This window comes from Vibrio sp. La 4.2.2 (genome assembly GCF_027586995.1).
GTDB lineage: Bacteria > Pseudomonadota > Gammaproteobacteria > Enterobacterales > Vibrionaceae > Vibrio > Vibrio mediterranei.
On the sequence record NZ_JAPPTJ010000002.1, the window covers coordinates 1 to 13,211 of the forward strand.

General features: G+C 44.1%; 17 protein-coding genes. 7 read left to right on the plus strand and 10 right to left on the minus strand.

Features of this window, described 5'->3' with window-relative positions; translation table 11 throughout:
• Positions 1 to 314 precede the first annotated feature (314 nt).
• Complete coding sequence (locus OH456_RS03175) at positions 315 to 776, plus strand: TetR/AcrR family transcriptional regulator (RefSeq protein ID WP_006074644.1); 462 nt, start codon at positions 315 to 317, stop codon at positions 774 to 776.
• A 78-nt stretch (positions 777 to 854) separates the two neighbouring features.
• Here OH456_RS03175 and OH456_RS03180 read toward each other — a convergent pair whose 3' ends face one another.
• From OH456_RS03180 to OH456_RS03205, 6 genes are all read right to left on the minus strand, one after another.
• Positions 855 to 1,646, minus strand: a complete 792-nt coding sequence (locus tag OH456_RS03180) for a heme ABC transporter ATP-binding protein (RefSeq protein WP_252040022.1) — start codon at positions 1,644 to 1,646, stop codon at positions 855 to 857.
• A gap of 41 nt (positions 1,647 to 1,687) precedes the next feature.
• Entirely contained in the window at positions 1,688 to 2,722 is a 1,035-nt protein-coding gene (locus tag OH456_RS03185) for a FecCD family ABC transporter permease (protein WP_062458292.1), read from the minus strand.
• A 62-nt stretch (positions 2,723 to 2,784) separates the two neighbouring features.
• The gene (locus OH456_RS03190) at positions 2,785 to 3,639 is read right to left on the minus strand and encodes a heme/hemin ABC transporter substrate-binding protein (RefSeq protein WP_038227151.1); all 855 of its coding nucleotides are present in this window, start codon (positions 3,637 to 3,639) and stop codon (positions 2,785 to 2,787) included.
• A 45-nt stretch (positions 3,640 to 3,684) separates the two neighbouring features.
• Positions 3,685 to 4,101 (minus strand): ExbD/TolR family protein, encoded by a 417-nt coding sequence (locus OH456_RS03195; protein ID WP_006075200.1) that lies wholly within the window; start codon positions 4,099 to 4,101, stop codon positions 3,685 to 3,687.
• Positions 4,094 to 4,792, minus strand: a complete 699-nt coding sequence (locus tag OH456_RS03200) for a MotA/TolQ/ExbB proton channel family protein (RefSeq protein ID WP_270032786.1) — start codon at positions 4,790 to 4,792, stop codon at positions 4,094 to 4,096. Before OH456_RS03200 ends, OH456_RS03195 begins: the two co-directional genes overlap by 8 nt.
• Before the next feature lie 2 nt (positions 4,793 to 4,794).
• Positions 4,795 to 5,553 (minus strand): energy transducer TonB, encoded by a 759-nt coding sequence (locus OH456_RS03205; protein ID WP_270032787.1) that lies wholly within the window; start codon positions 5,551 to 5,553, stop codon positions 4,795 to 4,797.
• 164 nt (positions 5,554 to 5,717) lie between these two features.
• Here OH456_RS03205 and hutW point away from each other — a divergent pair, with 164 nt between their 5' ends.
• The 3 genes from hutW to hutZ are packed head-to-tail and all read left to right on the plus strand — an operon-like array spanning position 5,718 to position 8,280.
• The gene (gene hutW, locus OH456_RS03210) at positions 5,718 to 7,139 is read left to right on the plus strand and encodes a heme anaerobic degradation radical SAM methyltransferase ChuW/HutW (RefSeq protein WP_270032788.1); all 1,422 of its coding nucleotides are present in this window, start codon (positions 5,718 to 5,720) and stop codon (positions 7,137 to 7,139) included.
• A gap of 35 nt (positions 7,140 to 7,174) precedes the next feature.
• Positions 7,175 to 7,684, plus strand: coding sequence for a heme utilization cystosolic carrier protein HutX (gene hutX / locus OH456_RS03215; RefSeq protein ID WP_031495893.1), 510 nt, complete (start codon positions 7,175 to 7,177; stop codon positions 7,682 to 7,684).
• A 59-nt stretch (positions 7,685 to 7,743) separates the two neighbouring features.
• Positions 7,744 to 8,280 (plus strand): heme utilization protein HutZ, encoded by a 537-nt coding sequence (gene hutZ, locus OH456_RS03220; RefSeq protein WP_006075206.1) that lies wholly within the window; start codon positions 7,744 to 7,746, stop codon positions 8,278 to 8,280.
• Between the two features lie 45 nt (positions 8,281 to 8,325).
• Here hutZ and OH456_RS03225 read toward each other — a convergent pair whose 3' ends face one another.
• The gene (locus OH456_RS03225; protein ID WP_006075207.1) at positions 8,326 to 8,730 is read right to left on the minus strand and encodes a VOC family protein; all 405 of its coding nucleotides are present in this window, start codon (positions 8,728 to 8,730) and stop codon (positions 8,326 to 8,328) included.
• Positions 8,731 to 8,816: 86 nt separating this feature from the next.
• Here OH456_RS03225 and OH456_RS03230 point away from each other — a divergent pair, with 86 nt between their 5' ends.
• Together OH456_RS03230 and OH456_RS03235 are read left to right on the plus strand one after the other, a co-directional pair.
• Positions 8,817 to 9,113, plus strand: a complete 297-nt coding sequence (locus OH456_RS03230; RefSeq protein ID WP_031495897.1) for a putative quinol monooxygenase — start codon at positions 8,817 to 8,819, stop codon at positions 9,111 to 9,113.
• A gap of 14 nt (positions 9,114 to 9,127) precedes the next feature.
• Positions 9,128 to 9,568, plus strand: coding sequence for a YtoQ family protein (locus OH456_RS03235; protein WP_065311702.1), 441 nt, complete (start codon positions 9,128 to 9,130; stop codon positions 9,566 to 9,568).
• Between the two features lie 108 nt (positions 9,569 to 9,676).
• Here the strand turns inward: OH456_RS03235 and OH456_RS03240 are convergent, their stop codons facing one another.
• Together OH456_RS03240 and OH456_RS03245 are read right to left on the minus strand one after the other, a co-directional pair.
• Complete coding sequence (locus tag OH456_RS03240) at positions 9,677 to 10,009, minus strand: zinc ribbon domain-containing protein YjdM (protein ID WP_006075210.1); 333 nt, start codon at positions 10,007 to 10,009, stop codon at positions 9,677 to 9,679.
• A 70-nt stretch (positions 10,010 to 10,079) separates the two neighbouring features.
• Positions 10,080 to 11,432 (minus strand): MATE family efflux transporter, encoded by a 1,353-nt coding sequence (locus tag OH456_RS03245; protein WP_038227144.1) that lies wholly within the window; start codon positions 11,430 to 11,432, stop codon positions 10,080 to 10,082.
• Between the two features lie 100 nt (positions 11,433 to 11,532).
• Here OH456_RS03245 and OH456_RS03250 point away from each other — a divergent pair, with 100 nt between their 5' ends.
• The gene (locus OH456_RS03250) at positions 11,533 to 12,477 is read left to right on the plus strand and encodes a LysR family transcriptional regulator (protein WP_062462021.1); all 945 of its coding nucleotides are present in this window, start codon (positions 11,533 to 11,535) and stop codon (positions 12,475 to 12,477) included.
• On the opposite strand, the gene OH456_RS03255 is transcribed toward OH456_RS03250, so the two are convergent.
• Positions 12,470 to 13,207, minus strand: a complete 738-nt coding sequence (locus tag OH456_RS03255) for a DsbA family protein (RefSeq protein ID WP_038227142.1) — start codon at positions 13,205 to 13,207, stop codon at positions 12,470 to 12,472. The two genes, OH456_RS03250 and OH456_RS03255, sit on opposite strands and share 8 nt — an antisense overlap.
• Positions 13,208 to 13,211 lie beyond the last annotated feature (4 nt).

Consider the following 13,211-nt stretch of genomic DNA (forward strand, 5'->3'; position numbering starts at 1 on the left):
TATGCAAGTAATAGTGCATCTTTGTGATCGAGTTCTCATAAATGAGACTTGCGCACTAGTGATGTAGTACAGACTAGTTTATCAATATCAGAGAAGTGTTAGACTTTATAACTTATTAATCAATGGTTTGTTTTTTATAATATTCTCAATGAAACGTATAATGTTCATGAGTTTAGCTAATAATTCGCCTCAGATGCCGTAAACTGAGTTTTAACAAATCGATACGTTAATGAATAGAAAACTATACCGAGTACTGCTTTAATTATGGTATAGCATACAGTGAACGCACATAACGATAAGAGAAGAGCTTTAAAATGCCAAAGCGTAGTAAAGAAGATACTGAGATTACGATCCAGAAAATTATGGAAGCGGTCGTTGATCAGATCATCCGACTAGGATACGACAAGATGTCGTACACCACTTTGAGCCAACAGACAGGTATTTCGCGAACCGGTATTAGTCACCATTTTCCAAAGAAAACGGACTTTACGGCAGCGCTTGATGGTCGAATTTTCAAGATGTTCGTGGAACATTTAGAATTTGAAAAAGGAATCAACGGTTTTACAGGCAGTTGGATTGAGTCGTTGAAGAATCCAGAATTCTTGGCGATCTTGAAGCTACTTTTCCATCACATTGTTACTTCTGAAAACTCGCATGAGTTTGCGTCGAAAGGTATAGATAGGCTGTACAAACTAGTAGAGTCTCAATACGGCGAAGGCAGTGATAAAGAACTAGAATGGTTGATTGGTCGTTCATTGATTCAGTTGTCAAAGTAACCAACGCTCGCATAAAAAAACCGCTTGTTCACAAGCGGTTTTTTTATTGCTGATGAAAACCAATAGTTGTCAGTCTAATCAACTTGCTAATACGACCGGAAAGCCAAGTTGCGGATGTCGAGTAATAATGGTTTTGTAGCCATATACTCGCTCAATCATCTCACTATTGATGGCATCTTTTGGAGCACCATCGGCTACCAATTTGCCGTTGTGTAAAATAACGATTCTATCGGAGTACTGAGAGGCGAGATTCAAGTCGTGCAAAACAACTACTACCGCAGTGTTGTGGTTGTCAGCTAGCTCACGAGCGATAGCTAAAGTGTTGTGTTGATGCGCAAGGTCAAGTGCAGATGTTGGTTCATCAAGCATTAGGATCTTCTTGTCGCCAGAAAGGTGCAATTGAGTTAGAACACGAGCTAGGTGAACTCGCTGCTTTTCGCCACCTGACAGCGAAGGGTAGAGGCGATTCGCCAAATGTGCTACGTCGGCCTGTTGCATGTACTGTAAAGCAAGCTTTTTGGTGTCCTTATTAGCCATATCAAGCGGAATGGCTCCAAGTTCGACTACTTCTGAAGCAAGAAAAGGAAAAGATAACGTACTGTGTTGAGGCAATAAACCCAAATGCTTTGATAATGTTTTGGGGTTCCATTGTTTTCTTGACTGGCCAAAGTAAGCGACATCGGCCTCAGATTCTGTTTCACCACAAAGCAGCTTTAACAAGGTGCTTTTTCCGGCACCATTCGGGCCTAGCAAAGTGGTAACTTCTCCCGAGTTCAACTCAATACTTACGTTGTCCAAAATCACCCGCTCACCAAATCTAACACTGACATCATTAGCAGATATGGCAGGGGATTTTTCTTTGGTTAACATTGAAGGCTGTGATATTGCTATCGTATCTACCGTAGTAACACTCATAAGATTTTCCCTTTCTGCTGGAATAGTAAGTAGAGAAAGAAGGGGGCGCCGATAATGGCGGTCACGATCCCTACGGGTAGTTCTGCTGGAGCAACCGCAACCCGAGCAAACATGTCAGCAGCGGTCATCAGTAACGCTCCCAACAAAGCAGACAGTGGTAGTAAAGTGCGATGATCTGGGCCACACAACATGCGTCCTAGATGTGGAATGACTAGCCCGATAAACCCAATCATGCCCGAGACACTCACGGTGACGCCCACCCCAACAGCAGTAAGCAAAATCAATTGACGTTTGAGCTTTTGAACTGGGATACCAAGGTGTTTTGCTTCTGATTCCCCAAGAAGTAGAGCATTTAACGACATTGCTTTTTTATAGAAAAAGTAAAATAACCCGATAAGTGTAACGGCTGATAAAGCAATTTTGCCCCAAGTTGCTCCTGCTAATGAGCCCATTGACCATAAGGAAAGATCGCGCAACATTTGATCGTCGGCAACGAAGTTAAGAAAACCGATACCAGCGCCAGAAAGTGCGCTAATAGCCACCCCAGCAAGCAACATAATAGTTACCGACGTTCCAAATTTGCTAGTGCCAAGTTTGTATACGAGTAGAGTTGTCAGTGCGCCACCAAAAAACGCGAAAACAGGCACGACAGCTAAAGCCATAAACTGAGGAAACTCAACACCGATTATTGAAAAACCTACAATCGCAATCGCTCCACCAAGAGAAGCTCCAGCGGAAACGCCTATAATACCTGGCTCCGCAAGTGGGTTGCGAAACAAACCCTGCATGACCGTCCCACATACCGCTAAAATAGCTCCAACAAACATACAAAGCATGGTTCGAGGTAATCGGATATCGTGAATAATCAAATTGATATGCGGGGCTAGGGTATTGCTTCGACTAGTGAGCGCAATAACGCTGTCCATAATAGTAATATTCATTGGACCAACTGTTATCGAGTAAACAGCAGAAAAGAAGAGTAAAACTGCGAAGCCGCCGAAAACGTAGGTATTAGAGAACCGTCTTAACATAAAAGTTGAATATCTCTTTCAAAGGTCACAGCGTGGCGGCAAACACCACGCTGTTATGGTGATTATGGATAAAGTAGTTCATTAATGCGCTTGGCTTCCGCCAAGCTCTTGAGACCTAATCCACCAACAAGGGCATGGCCATCAATCGTCACGATGTCACCATTTTTCCCAGCTGGAGTTGCGGCTAGCAGAGGGAGCGCTTTTAATACCGCATCACTTCCGCCCATTTTCTCGTAGCTTCTACCGCTTACAAGAATCACATCAGGTTGCATTTCTACCATGGCTTCATTAGATAGCGGTTTGTACGAATCAATTTGGCTAGCCGCTGGATTGATACCTCCTGCAAGCTTAATGATGGCGTCTGGAGTAGTACCATTACCTGCAACGTTAGCCGGGCGTCCTTCGTGAATCAGAAGGAATAGCACTTTTTTCATGTTGGATTGACTAGGCTGGTTACTGTTGAGTGCCTCTACTTGCTGAGCTACTTTTTCTTTTAGTTCACCAACCTTTGCTTCGCTGTTAGTTAGCTTGGCTATCTGGTCGATACGATGATTCAGCCCTTCGATGGTTGAAGACGTATCGACCACCTCAACGTCAACACCTACACGACTTAGCTGGTCGAGGGCTGGTTTTGGTCCCATCTCATCGGAACCAATAACCAGAGTCGGTTCTAGTGCCAATAGTCCTTCCGCAGAAAGGGCACGATGGTAGCCGACCTTAGGAATAGTGGTTCCCTCTGGCGTAACACTTGTTACATCAACCCCCACGAGTTTAGATTGAGCATCTAGCGCGTAAATCAGCTCAGTTACGGATGCGCCAGCGCTGACGATTTTTTCTGCTGCAGTTGCGCTAGAGAAAACCGCAGGAATAGTGGAAAGTGCGCCAACCAACATCAGGTTTTTAAGCGTTTTGTTCATTGAATAGTCCTTGTTAATTGGTGTGATTCTTAACTTGAGTCATTATTAGTCTGTTGGTTCGTCGGTGAGCAGTTGGGTCGCTGGTATACCGTTCTCTTGCATAAAAGCGAGTAGTTGCACGAGATGTTGAACGTCTGCCGTTTTCTCTGCTCCAATAATGATTGGGCTTTTGCTTGAACTGGATTGTTCGAGTAAAGCCAATTTGAAGTTTTCCCAGTCGATATAGTGTTTACCATCTATAGCCCAATAGGGCTCTTGAGCCAGAATGTTGACCGTAATGGACTGCGTATCTACCTCAGAAACGGCAGAGGACTCGGTAGTGGGTAAGTCGACTTGCAGTGACTCTAAACGAACAGATGCCGTCAACATCAGAAACACCATAACGATGAAGATGATGTCGAGAAGTGGGGTCAAATCTGGATAGAGCGAACTCTGCTGGTGGTTTTGGCTGACTTTAATCATGTGCCGCTCTCGCTGGCAGTTTATCGATATTGTCTACAACGAGTGGATCTTTATCAGAGTGCTGCATTTCCACGCCTTCTAACCATAAGTTAACGTAGTTAAGAGTGTGCTCAAGTTTGGCAACAATTCTGTCAGCCCACAGGCTAATGAGTTGTGAACCTGCGATAGCAGGTAGTGCAATGATGAGACCTGCCGCAGTGGTTCTCATGGCCAGCCCAAGACCGTCAGCCAGATCATTCGGGGTGACGTTGCCTGAGGCAGCCGCAATACCTTTGAACATCTCAATCAGACCTAGCACAGTACCAAGAAGGCCAATAAGCGGGCTGATAACACCGATCAATCCTAAAATGCGTAGTCCTGAGTGGAGTTGGTGACGTTTATCTTGCAACCAAATGGAAGCCGCGTCTTCTCGAAGTGATTTGGCAAATGAGTGGTGTGCGAGGAGCATTGCCACCCCTTTGTAAAGAAGCGGGCGTTTCTGAACTAAATCTTTCGCCAGTGCTTCGATCTCTTTTTCGTTTACCGGAGATGCTTGATTGAGCTCTTGTCGAATAGCACTCTTTCCTACACCGCTACTAATTGCGATTTGAAATAGACGCTCGATGATGATCATTGCGGTTAAGGCAGAGCAGATGATAAGTGGCCATGTCATCAAGCCAAGTTGCTCTTCGAGATAATGCAGTTGTTCCATGATTAATCCAATTTAAAACGAACGGGTATTTGAATTCGATGTGCCATCGCCACACCGTTGACAGTATGTGTAGAGAATTGCCATTGTTTGATAGCGTCGAGCGCAGATTTATCTAAGATAGTCGCGCCAGAAGAGGAGATAAGCACCTGTTTTACTTGTCGACCCTTTTCATCTAGCCAAATTTCGTACGTTGCAACACCTTCAATGCCACGTTTACGGGCAATACGCGGGTAGCGCGGTTGCACTGGTTTTGATAAGAACGCTGGTTCAGTCACCAAAATGGGTTCGCTGCTGACACCACTGTTTACGACCGCTTTAGGCGCACTGTCAGAGCTAGATGGTGTTTTATCTACTTTCTTCTCTTCGGTTTTCTCTGGCTTCAGTGGTTTGGTTTCTTCTTGCTTCACCACCTTTTCGACAGGCTTTGTCTTAGGAGCTGGTTTAGGTTGAGGCTTCTTAACCACTTTCTTCGGTTCAGGTTTCTTAACGGGTTGCGGCTTCTTTTTCACCACCTCTTTCTTAACCACTTCGGGAGCTGTTTCCTTCACTAGCGGTTTTTCTTGCGGCGTAGGGTCTGTTTTTTGCTGTTCGGATGGCTTCTCTGTTGGAGATGCTTTTGGAGCGACAAAGTTAAGAGAGACAGATTGAGAAGTGCTTCCAGAAGGCATTGCGAAGACTTGTTGTTCTTTATGAGCCAGCATTAAGCTCATGTGTAAGGCAACAGAAACAACGCCAGCAACAACATAGCGGGTAATATTCACAACAACTCCAGCCTATCCCTCAAATCAATTCACAAGTGAGATTATGTATTACAATGAAAATAAGATCAATTATCAATTGCATTATCATTTAAGTCTATTTATGATCATTTGAGTTTTGGATTAGCCCTTTGTTTAACGGGCTTTGAACTCTTTTGAGACTAGCTATGAAAATTGACTTGAATCAATTAAATGATTCTCATTTTGGTATATCGACGCCGGATCCACTCCGTTTTGCATTCAATAAAAAGTCATCTCCTCATGCAGGAGGAATGTCGATGCCAATTGCTGCTGAGCAGCAATCTCAGATTTTTGAGAACATCACGTCTACTTCTGTGTCTAAAGCAAATAAGCGGTGTCTCTATATCCATATCCCGTTTTGTCGGGTTAGGTGTACATTCTGTAATTTTTTTCAAAACGCAGCGAGTCGCCAGCTTGTTGATGACTATTTCGAGGCTCTATTAAAGGAGATTGAAATAAAGTCCCGTTTGGCGTGGACGCAATCAGGATTATTTCACGCTGTGTATATCGGCGGTGGAACGCCAACGGATTTGTCGCCAGATCAGGTAGAGATACTTGGCAAAACTATTCGTTCTTCATTTCCATTGTCTACTGATTGCGAAATAACGCTTGAAGGTCGAACCAACCGCTTCACCGATGAGATGTTTGATAAAGCACTTGAAGGAGGCTTCAACCGTTTTTCGTTCGGAATTCAGAGCTTTGACACTAAAGTTCGCCGAAGCGCCAAGCGATTGGATGACCGTGAAGTCGTGCTGGAGCGAGTTGCCGCGTTAAGTGCAAGGGACGAGGCTCCGATAATCATTGACTTGCTTTACGGACTTCCATACCAAACGTTGGATGTGTTTGAGCAAGACTTACAAGACTTTTTGGATACGGGAGCTCATGGTGCGGATCTTTATCAGTTGGTGGTTGGTGGTAGTGCACCGATGCTAAACATGGTCGAGAAAGGAAGAATACCCGCGCCGGCAACAACCCCGGACAAAGCCAGTATGTACGAACGTGGTGTTGCCTTTATGGATAAGCATCATATTAAACAACTGAGTGTTAACCATTGGGCTCGCGACAATCGTGAACGTAGTCAATATAACAGCTTGGCGAAAACTTATGCTGAGGTATTACCTATTGGTTGCGGTGCGGGTGGCAACATTGGTGGCTATGGGTTGATGCATCATCGCTCACTTGATGCGTATATGGACGCAATGAAGAGTGGTCGTTCTACGATTGCGATGATGGTGAAGCAAGGGCCGACTGAACCCATTAATGCGGCACTCAAAGCGGGCTTTGATAGTGGTGTTGTACGTCGCAGTGCACTACCAAGTTTCAAAGGGCAGGATACGTTCGAGCTGCTTAAACCATTATTCGCTATTTGGGGTAAAAATGGATTGGTGGAGCTAGAAAAAGATTATCTGGTGCTGACTCTAGCTGGCAGTTTCTGGGCTGTAACGCTCGCACAGGGCGCCATTGAAGCGATTGATACGTTGAGTCCTCGTAAAGGTATGAACACACATCCGCATGGTCACGGCCATGGTCAAAGTGGCAAAGGACATCCATCGAAGATGGCCTCCTAGCTTGTAAATATTGGAAACCTATCACGGAAAATAAAATGTCAAAAAGTTTAAAACAGCAAGTTGCTGAGATACTGGAACAAGAACCGTCACTATTGCCAGCTGCTATTGCTGAGAAGCTACAAGTGACCGAATGTGATGTTGTTTGTGCACTGCCAGACGAGATGGTTGCCATTGCAGACGGCAGCGTTGCACAGGAGTTACTCGAATCATTAACAACTTGGGGTCCTGTGACGACAATAGTTCATTCGTTTGGCTCAATCTTTGAAGTAAAAGCACCGTTCCCTAAAGGTAAAGTTGCTCGAGGTTATTACAACCTGATGGGCAAGGAAGGGGAACTTCATGGACATTTGAAGCTCGACCTAATTACTAAAGTGGCTTTGGTAAGCAAACCTTTTATGGGCAGCGAAAGCCACTATTTTGGTTTCTTCGATGAAACAGGTCATAACGTGTTTAAGATTTACCTAGGGCGTGACAAGAAGCGAGTCCTATTCCCTGAGCAGGTAGAGCAATTTAACGCTCTTAAGCAAAGGTTATCTAGCCAGTAAACGCGCAACCAAAATTCAAATTTAGAATTATAATTATTAGAGAAAGTGAGGAATTCATAATGGATCAACAAGTTAAGCAAGAACGCTTACAAGGTCGACTTGGCCCAGAAATCAAAGAGTTTCGTCAAGAACGTAAAACCATTCAATTGGCAACGGTAGATGAAGAGGGACGACCAAACGTTAGTTATGCGCCTTACGTCCAAAATCAGGATGGATACTTTGTTCTGATCTCTCAGATTGCTCGTCATGCTCGCAACCTTGAGAAAAATCCTAATGTATCTTTAATGATGATTGAAGATGAAAGCGACAGTAAACAGCTTTTTGCACGCAAGCGACTGACGTTTGACGCTGTAGCGTCCATTGTTGAGCGCGATACTGAGCAATGGCAAGCTGTTATTGCTCAAATGCAAGATCGCTTTGGTGAAATCATTGATGGTCTAAGTCAACTACAAGACTTCATTCTATTTAACTTGAAAGCAGAACAAGGTCTTTTCGTTAAAGGCTTTGGGCAAGCATATCAAGTATCTGGCGATGACCTTGTTGATTTTGTACATCTTCAAGAAGGTCATCGTAAAGTCGAAAAATCTGAAGCTTAAGCGACGATACAGTCACTAAGAGTAATATCAGATACACCAAGTGCTCTAAATGAACGTTTGGTGTGAAACAACAGGATGATAGAGGGGCTGAATGACATGCCCCTCGGGATCTTTACAATGAAAGCTCCGCGCGCCATCGCTATGGTCGTGGGGCTCGTCTAATAGCGTGACGCCCCGCGCCTGCATAAATTCGTACCATTCTTGAAGCTCTTCCTTGCTGTTGACGATAAATCCAAAATGGTCGACGCTAGTGGGTGAGCAGACTCGCTGAGCTTTTGCTCTTCCTAATGATAGGTTATCGTTGCCACACGTTAAGTACACCAAGTTTTCATTGGCTCTTCTTAACACTTCCATACCCATGATATCGGTATAAAACGCTTCACACTCTTCAAACTTTTCCACTACTAACGCGATGTGTCTCATACCATTAAATGGAGAAGGTCTTTTCATTCTTTACATCCTTTGTATTCTATTTTTAATCAAATTGTATACAATAAATACATGTGATTTCAAATTCATACCAAGGAGAGGGTAAGATGTATTGCATTATTGTTCGAAATCGGGTGAAACCAGGTAGCGAAGAGCACTACAAATCAGTAATGATGGAAAATGCTAAAGCCTCAGTGACAAACGAGCCTGAGTGTTACCGTTTTGACGTTATTCAAGATAAGGAAGCACCCCAAGATTTCTACCTATACGAAATCTACCAAGACCTGCACGCACTGCAGGTACATAAACAGACATCGCACTATTTAGACAGTCGTAAATTGCTTGCAGATTTGGTGCTCGACACCATGGTGATAAGAGCTGATGTGATTGCGACAAACCCATAAAACAAGGAAATAAAATGAGTTGGAAAGTGTATTTGAGCGGAGAGATTCATACAGATTGGCGTGAGCAAATCATCGCAGGTGCTGCAGAGCTTAAGTTAGATATCGAGTTTTATTCCGCGAATACGGATCATGAATCTAGCGATGCAGCGGGCGATCACCTTAGATCTAACGACGTCCAGTTTTGGCGCGATCATCAATCATCGAAAGTGAATGCGATTCGCACTAAAAACCTAATTAAACAATGCGATATTGGTGTAGTTAGGTTTGGAGACAAGTACCGTCAATGGAATGCTGCGTTTGATGCTGGTATGTTGGCCGCGTTAGATAAACCATTTATCACTTTGCACGACGAAGGGATTATTCATCCTCTTAAAGAGGTAGATGCCGCGGCAATGGCATGGGCTGAGACACCACAACAGATCGTGGAGATTCTGCAGTACGTGACTAACAACTAATGTCAGACAACAAAAAACGCACATTTTTTATTTATATAGTGAAAAAATATGTGCGTTTTTATTGGTCAATCTAGAAGACTGCTGGCTTGTCAGCTGTAATGGCGCGGGCTAGGCTTTTTTAACGAACTTTGCCGTCACCATCATTTCACCAACACCATCCACCTTGCAATCAAGCTGATGGTCTTTACCATCATTGATATTGCGAACAACAGCTTTCGTGCCAATCTTGATGACTAGAGAGCTGCCTTTAACTTTAAGGTCTTTGATCATCGTCACCTTGTCACCAGCTTCCAATACTGCACCATTCGAGTCTTTAACAATGATGGCATCTTCCGGCACTTCATTAGGATTCCATTCGTGAGCACACTCAGGGCAGATGAGTTGGCTTTGGTCCTGATACACATACTCAGATTGACAGTTTGGGCAAGGAGGAAGAGACATAGTTAAATCCTGATTTCAGTATAGTTTGTGAGTATGGTAATAACTCTGCCAGTATGATGCGAGCAGTTTATTAGCCAACGCCAACCACGTTGTCTCTTAGCGTCTTTGAAGGACGCAGTTCGACAATAAGTTGCGCCAGTAACAATAACCCAGTTACCGCTAAACCCACCAATATACCGCCCCAGATACCAGCAAGCTCATAGCGTTCCATTAACCACCATGCGGCTGGTAGACCAAATGCCCAGTATCCTATGGCGGTCATTAGAGTTGGAAGCTTGACGATCTTCATGCCACGAAGCAGGTTAATGGCTAACAACTGCCAAGCATCTACTACGAAGCACAGTGCGACAACCCAAATCAATGAAGATAACATGTCCGTTAATGCATGTTCACCTTCTCCATCCAGTTGGAACAAACTGGCAATCGCGTCCGGCCAAGCAATGAAGACTACCGCTAGTACAGCACTTAGTATCGTCACTAGTGCGAAGCTTCGCTTCGCAACGGCTTTGACTCCAATGAGGTTATCATTGCCGAACTCTTTGCCCACAAGAATGGCCGCAGCCTGAGAAAAACCAAAATTAATATTCCAAGTGAAACTTAAGCATTGCAATAAGATTTGATGCAGGGCAAGAGCAGTTACGCCAATAAACCCTGCCATCAAGGTGCCACCGTATATCAGCCCCATTTCTAGAGCTCCTGCAATAGCAATAGGGATACCCATCGACAATAACGGTAGCATCAAACGCCAGTTGTATTCCTCAAGATGGAGCCAAGGTGCAAACCGATAGTACACTGGACGTTTGAATACCCAAGTCGCATAACCAATTAAGACCAGTGTTGCGGCAAGAGCTGTACCTATACCGAGCCCGGCAATTCCCCAATCCAAAGTAAATGCTAACCAATAGCTGAAAGGGACGTTCAAAATGACGGTAACCAGAGACATAATCATCACAGATTTGGCATCGCCATAGTTACTCGTCAGGCCACGTAAGATAAGCAGCAATAGCGTCGGCAACATGGCCCACTTTAAAGTATCAAGGTAGACCATGGCGACCGTAATCACTTCTTCAGGCTGTTGAGCAACTCTCAGAAAATCTGGGGCGAAAACAAACGCTGTCGTTAGGATGATAGTCAGAAGCACGGCTAACATCAGAGCGCCTTTTACTGCCAATCGGACTTGTTTTAACCCATACTCAGGGCGAGCTACACTTTGTCCATAAGCAATGGCGATGAGGTTAGCGACACATCCTACGGTTGAACCTGCGATGAGGAAAACGAACGTATAGACTGAGGCTCCAAGACCACCACCCGCAAGATCACTCACACTCAATTGTGCCATCATCCAAACATCAGTAAGGACCAGCGCCATTGAAATTAGCTGAGAAACAATAAGTGGTGCAGCAAGGGATAGAATTTTCTTCATGATAGCCTCAGGTTATGATGAGGTCATTTTATATGCATAACTATGGTGTTCAATTAACATTTGTGTCACTCTGGCATGACTTCAGATCATGTGAGCAATTATGAATCTATATTCGAATATTCCCTATTCACACAATGCACTAAAAGTCTTTGAAACCGTAGCAAGGCATATGAGCTTTACCTCTGCAGCGCAAGAGCTTCACGTTACTCAAAGTGCAGTGAGCCGCCAAGTTAAGCAACTTGAAGATGATCTCAATGCATCATTGGTTATTCGTGGTCATCGCTCAATTCAGCTGACGTTGAAAGGGCAAGCACTGTTTGAAGTTTTGGGACGTAATTATCAGGCCCTTCAGTCGTTGCTTGAGTCTTGGAAAGAAGTCCAGAGTAACAAGATAGTGATTCGCGCAGCGTTAAGTTATGCCACTCGAGCGCTATTACCGAAAATACAGAAGCTAAACGAGCGTTTCCCTGATTATGAAATTGCCGTTATTCCGGTAATTGATGAAGAGGAAAGTTTAAGGAAAGGCGATTATGACCTATTCGTTTTTACCACTCGTGAAAGTGAAGCTTATCAAAACGATCCGGAAATATCCTTTATGCGAGAAGAGTACATGGCACCTGTTTGTACTCAGCAGTTACTCGGTGAAAACCGCGATATTGAACACCTTCTGACGCTACCAAGACTGCATCCAACACTTGATCATATTGATTGGCGAGTGTGGTTGGATAAAATCCAATACAAGAGTAATCAACCGGTGCGAAATTCAACATTCTTTACCTTGGATTTAACCTTGAGTGCTTGCTTGTCAGGCCATGGTGTTGCCGTTACCGATTTACTGCTTGCTTTACCGGAACTGGAACGAGAGTATCTTGTGTGCCCCAAAAATGCGCAGATCCATTTTAGTAGTTGGCGCTATTTCTGCCATAAGAGGACGGGCTCACCGATTGTTGAGGAGTTAGCGCAATGGCTAATGACCGAAACGAAAGAAGAGCTCAGAAAGCTCAATCAGCTTTCTGAGCATTATGGTTGGGGGCCAATTAGCTAGCGTTTTCAGCCATGTTCTTTTTGATGACCTGTTCCAGTTTGTCGTAAGGGACATAGCCTGGAATCAGCTCATCGCCAATGAACATAGCGGGTGTCCCACGTAAGCCCAAGGCAACAAATGTTTTGTAGTTTTTCACTAAAGACTCGTTAATTTTCGTATCACCTGTTAGATACTGTGTTGTATCTGTCTTTTTCGCGATGGCTTCGATAGAGTCTTTGGTATGTATACCAGGTTTCGCGACAAGTAGACGATTCACTTCTACAAACTTTTCAGGTGCTTGCTGCCAAACCTTAATGGCAAATGCTGCGGAGTTAGTATCGAGCCCTTCAATGACTTGCTGCTTGAGCGGGACATAGATATTGATGACTTTTAAATCCTTATAGTTAGCAACTAACTTCGTCAGTTCGCCATCCAAGCGCTTGCAATATGGGCAGTTATAGTCGGTAAAATTGACGATGACTGTCGATCCATCTGTATTTCCCAGAACAGTGTGAATTGTCGTATCGTTTAGCCATGATTCACTCTGCTTTTTTGCATTCTCAAGCTGTTTTTGACCTTCGACATACTGTTGAAGACTTAGCTGTAGATCGCCGATGATCTCTGGGTTTTCGGTCAATAGCTGATGAATACTGTCTAACTGTTGTTGTTGCTCAGCGGTTAAAGCAGCATGAGACAGAGTTGGAAGTAGCGCAGCGATACTGATCGCCATTGAAATAAGTGTTTTTTTCATTGTT

What these genes read in the sequence shown, in the direction of transcription:
- OH456_RS03235 (WP_065311702.1), top strand. Translation starts at nt 9,128, where the DNA reads ATGAGTTGGAAAGTGTATTTGAGCGGAGAGATTCATACAGATTGGCGT.
- OH456_RS03225 (WP_006075207.1), bottom strand. Translation starts at nt 8,730, where the DNA reads ATGAAAAGACCTTCTCCATTTAATGGTATGAGACACATCGCGTTAGTA.
- OH456_RS03195 (WP_006075200.1), bottom strand. Translation starts at nt 4,101, where the DNA reads ATGATTAAAGTCAGCCAAAACCACCAGCAGAGTTCGCTCTATCCAGAT.
- hutZ (WP_006075206.1), top strand. Translation starts at nt 7,744, where the DNA reads ATGGATCAACAAGTTAAGCAAGAACGCTTACAAGGTCGACTTGGCCCA.
- OH456_RS03250 (WP_062462021.1), top strand. Translation starts at nt 11,533, where the DNA reads ATGAATCTATATTCGAATATTCCCTATTCACACAATGCACTAAAAGTC.
- OH456_RS03240 (WP_006075210.1), bottom strand. Translation starts at nt 10,009, where the DNA reads ATGTCTCTTCCTCCTTGCCCAAACTGTCAATCTGAGTATGTGTATCAG.
- OH456_RS03245 (WP_038227144.1), bottom strand. Translation starts at nt 11,432, where the DNA reads ATGAAGAAAATTCTATCCCTTGCTGCACCACTTATTGTTTCTCAGCTA.
- OH456_RS03185 (WP_062458292.1), bottom strand. Translation starts at nt 2,722, where the DNA reads ATGTTAAGACGGTTCTCTAATACCTACGTTTTCGGCGGCTTCGCAGTT.
- OH456_RS03255 (WP_038227142.1), bottom strand. Translation starts at nt 13,207, where the DNA reads ATGAAAAAAACACTTATTTCAATGGCGATCAGTATCGCTGCGCTACTT.
- OH456_RS03180 (WP_252040022.1), bottom strand. Translation starts at nt 1,646, where the DNA reads ATGTTAACCAAAGAAAAATCCCCTGCCATATCTGCTAATGATGTCAGT.
- OH456_RS03200 (WP_270032786.1), bottom strand. Translation starts at nt 4,792, where the DNA reads ATGGAACAACTGCATTATCTCGAAGAGCAACTTGGCTTGATGACATGG.
- hutW (WP_270032788.1), top strand. Translation starts at nt 5,718, where the DNA reads ATGAAAATTGACTTGAATCAATTAAATGATTCTCATTTTGGTATATCG.
- hutX (WP_031495893.1), top strand. Translation starts at nt 7,175, where the DNA reads ATGTCAAAAAGTTTAAAACAGCAAGTTGCTGAGATACTGGAACAAGAA.
- OH456_RS03190 (WP_038227151.1), bottom strand. Translation starts at nt 3,639, where the DNA reads ATGAACAAAACGCTTAAAAACCTGATGTTGGTTGGCGCACTTTCCACT.
- OH456_RS03230 (WP_031495897.1), top strand. Translation starts at nt 8,817, where the DNA reads ATGTATTGCATTATTGTTCGAAATCGGGTGAAACCAGGTAGCGAAGAG.
- OH456_RS03175 (WP_006074644.1), top strand. Translation starts at nt 315, where the DNA reads ATGCCAAAGCGTAGTAAAGAAGATACTGAGATTACGATCCAGAAAATT.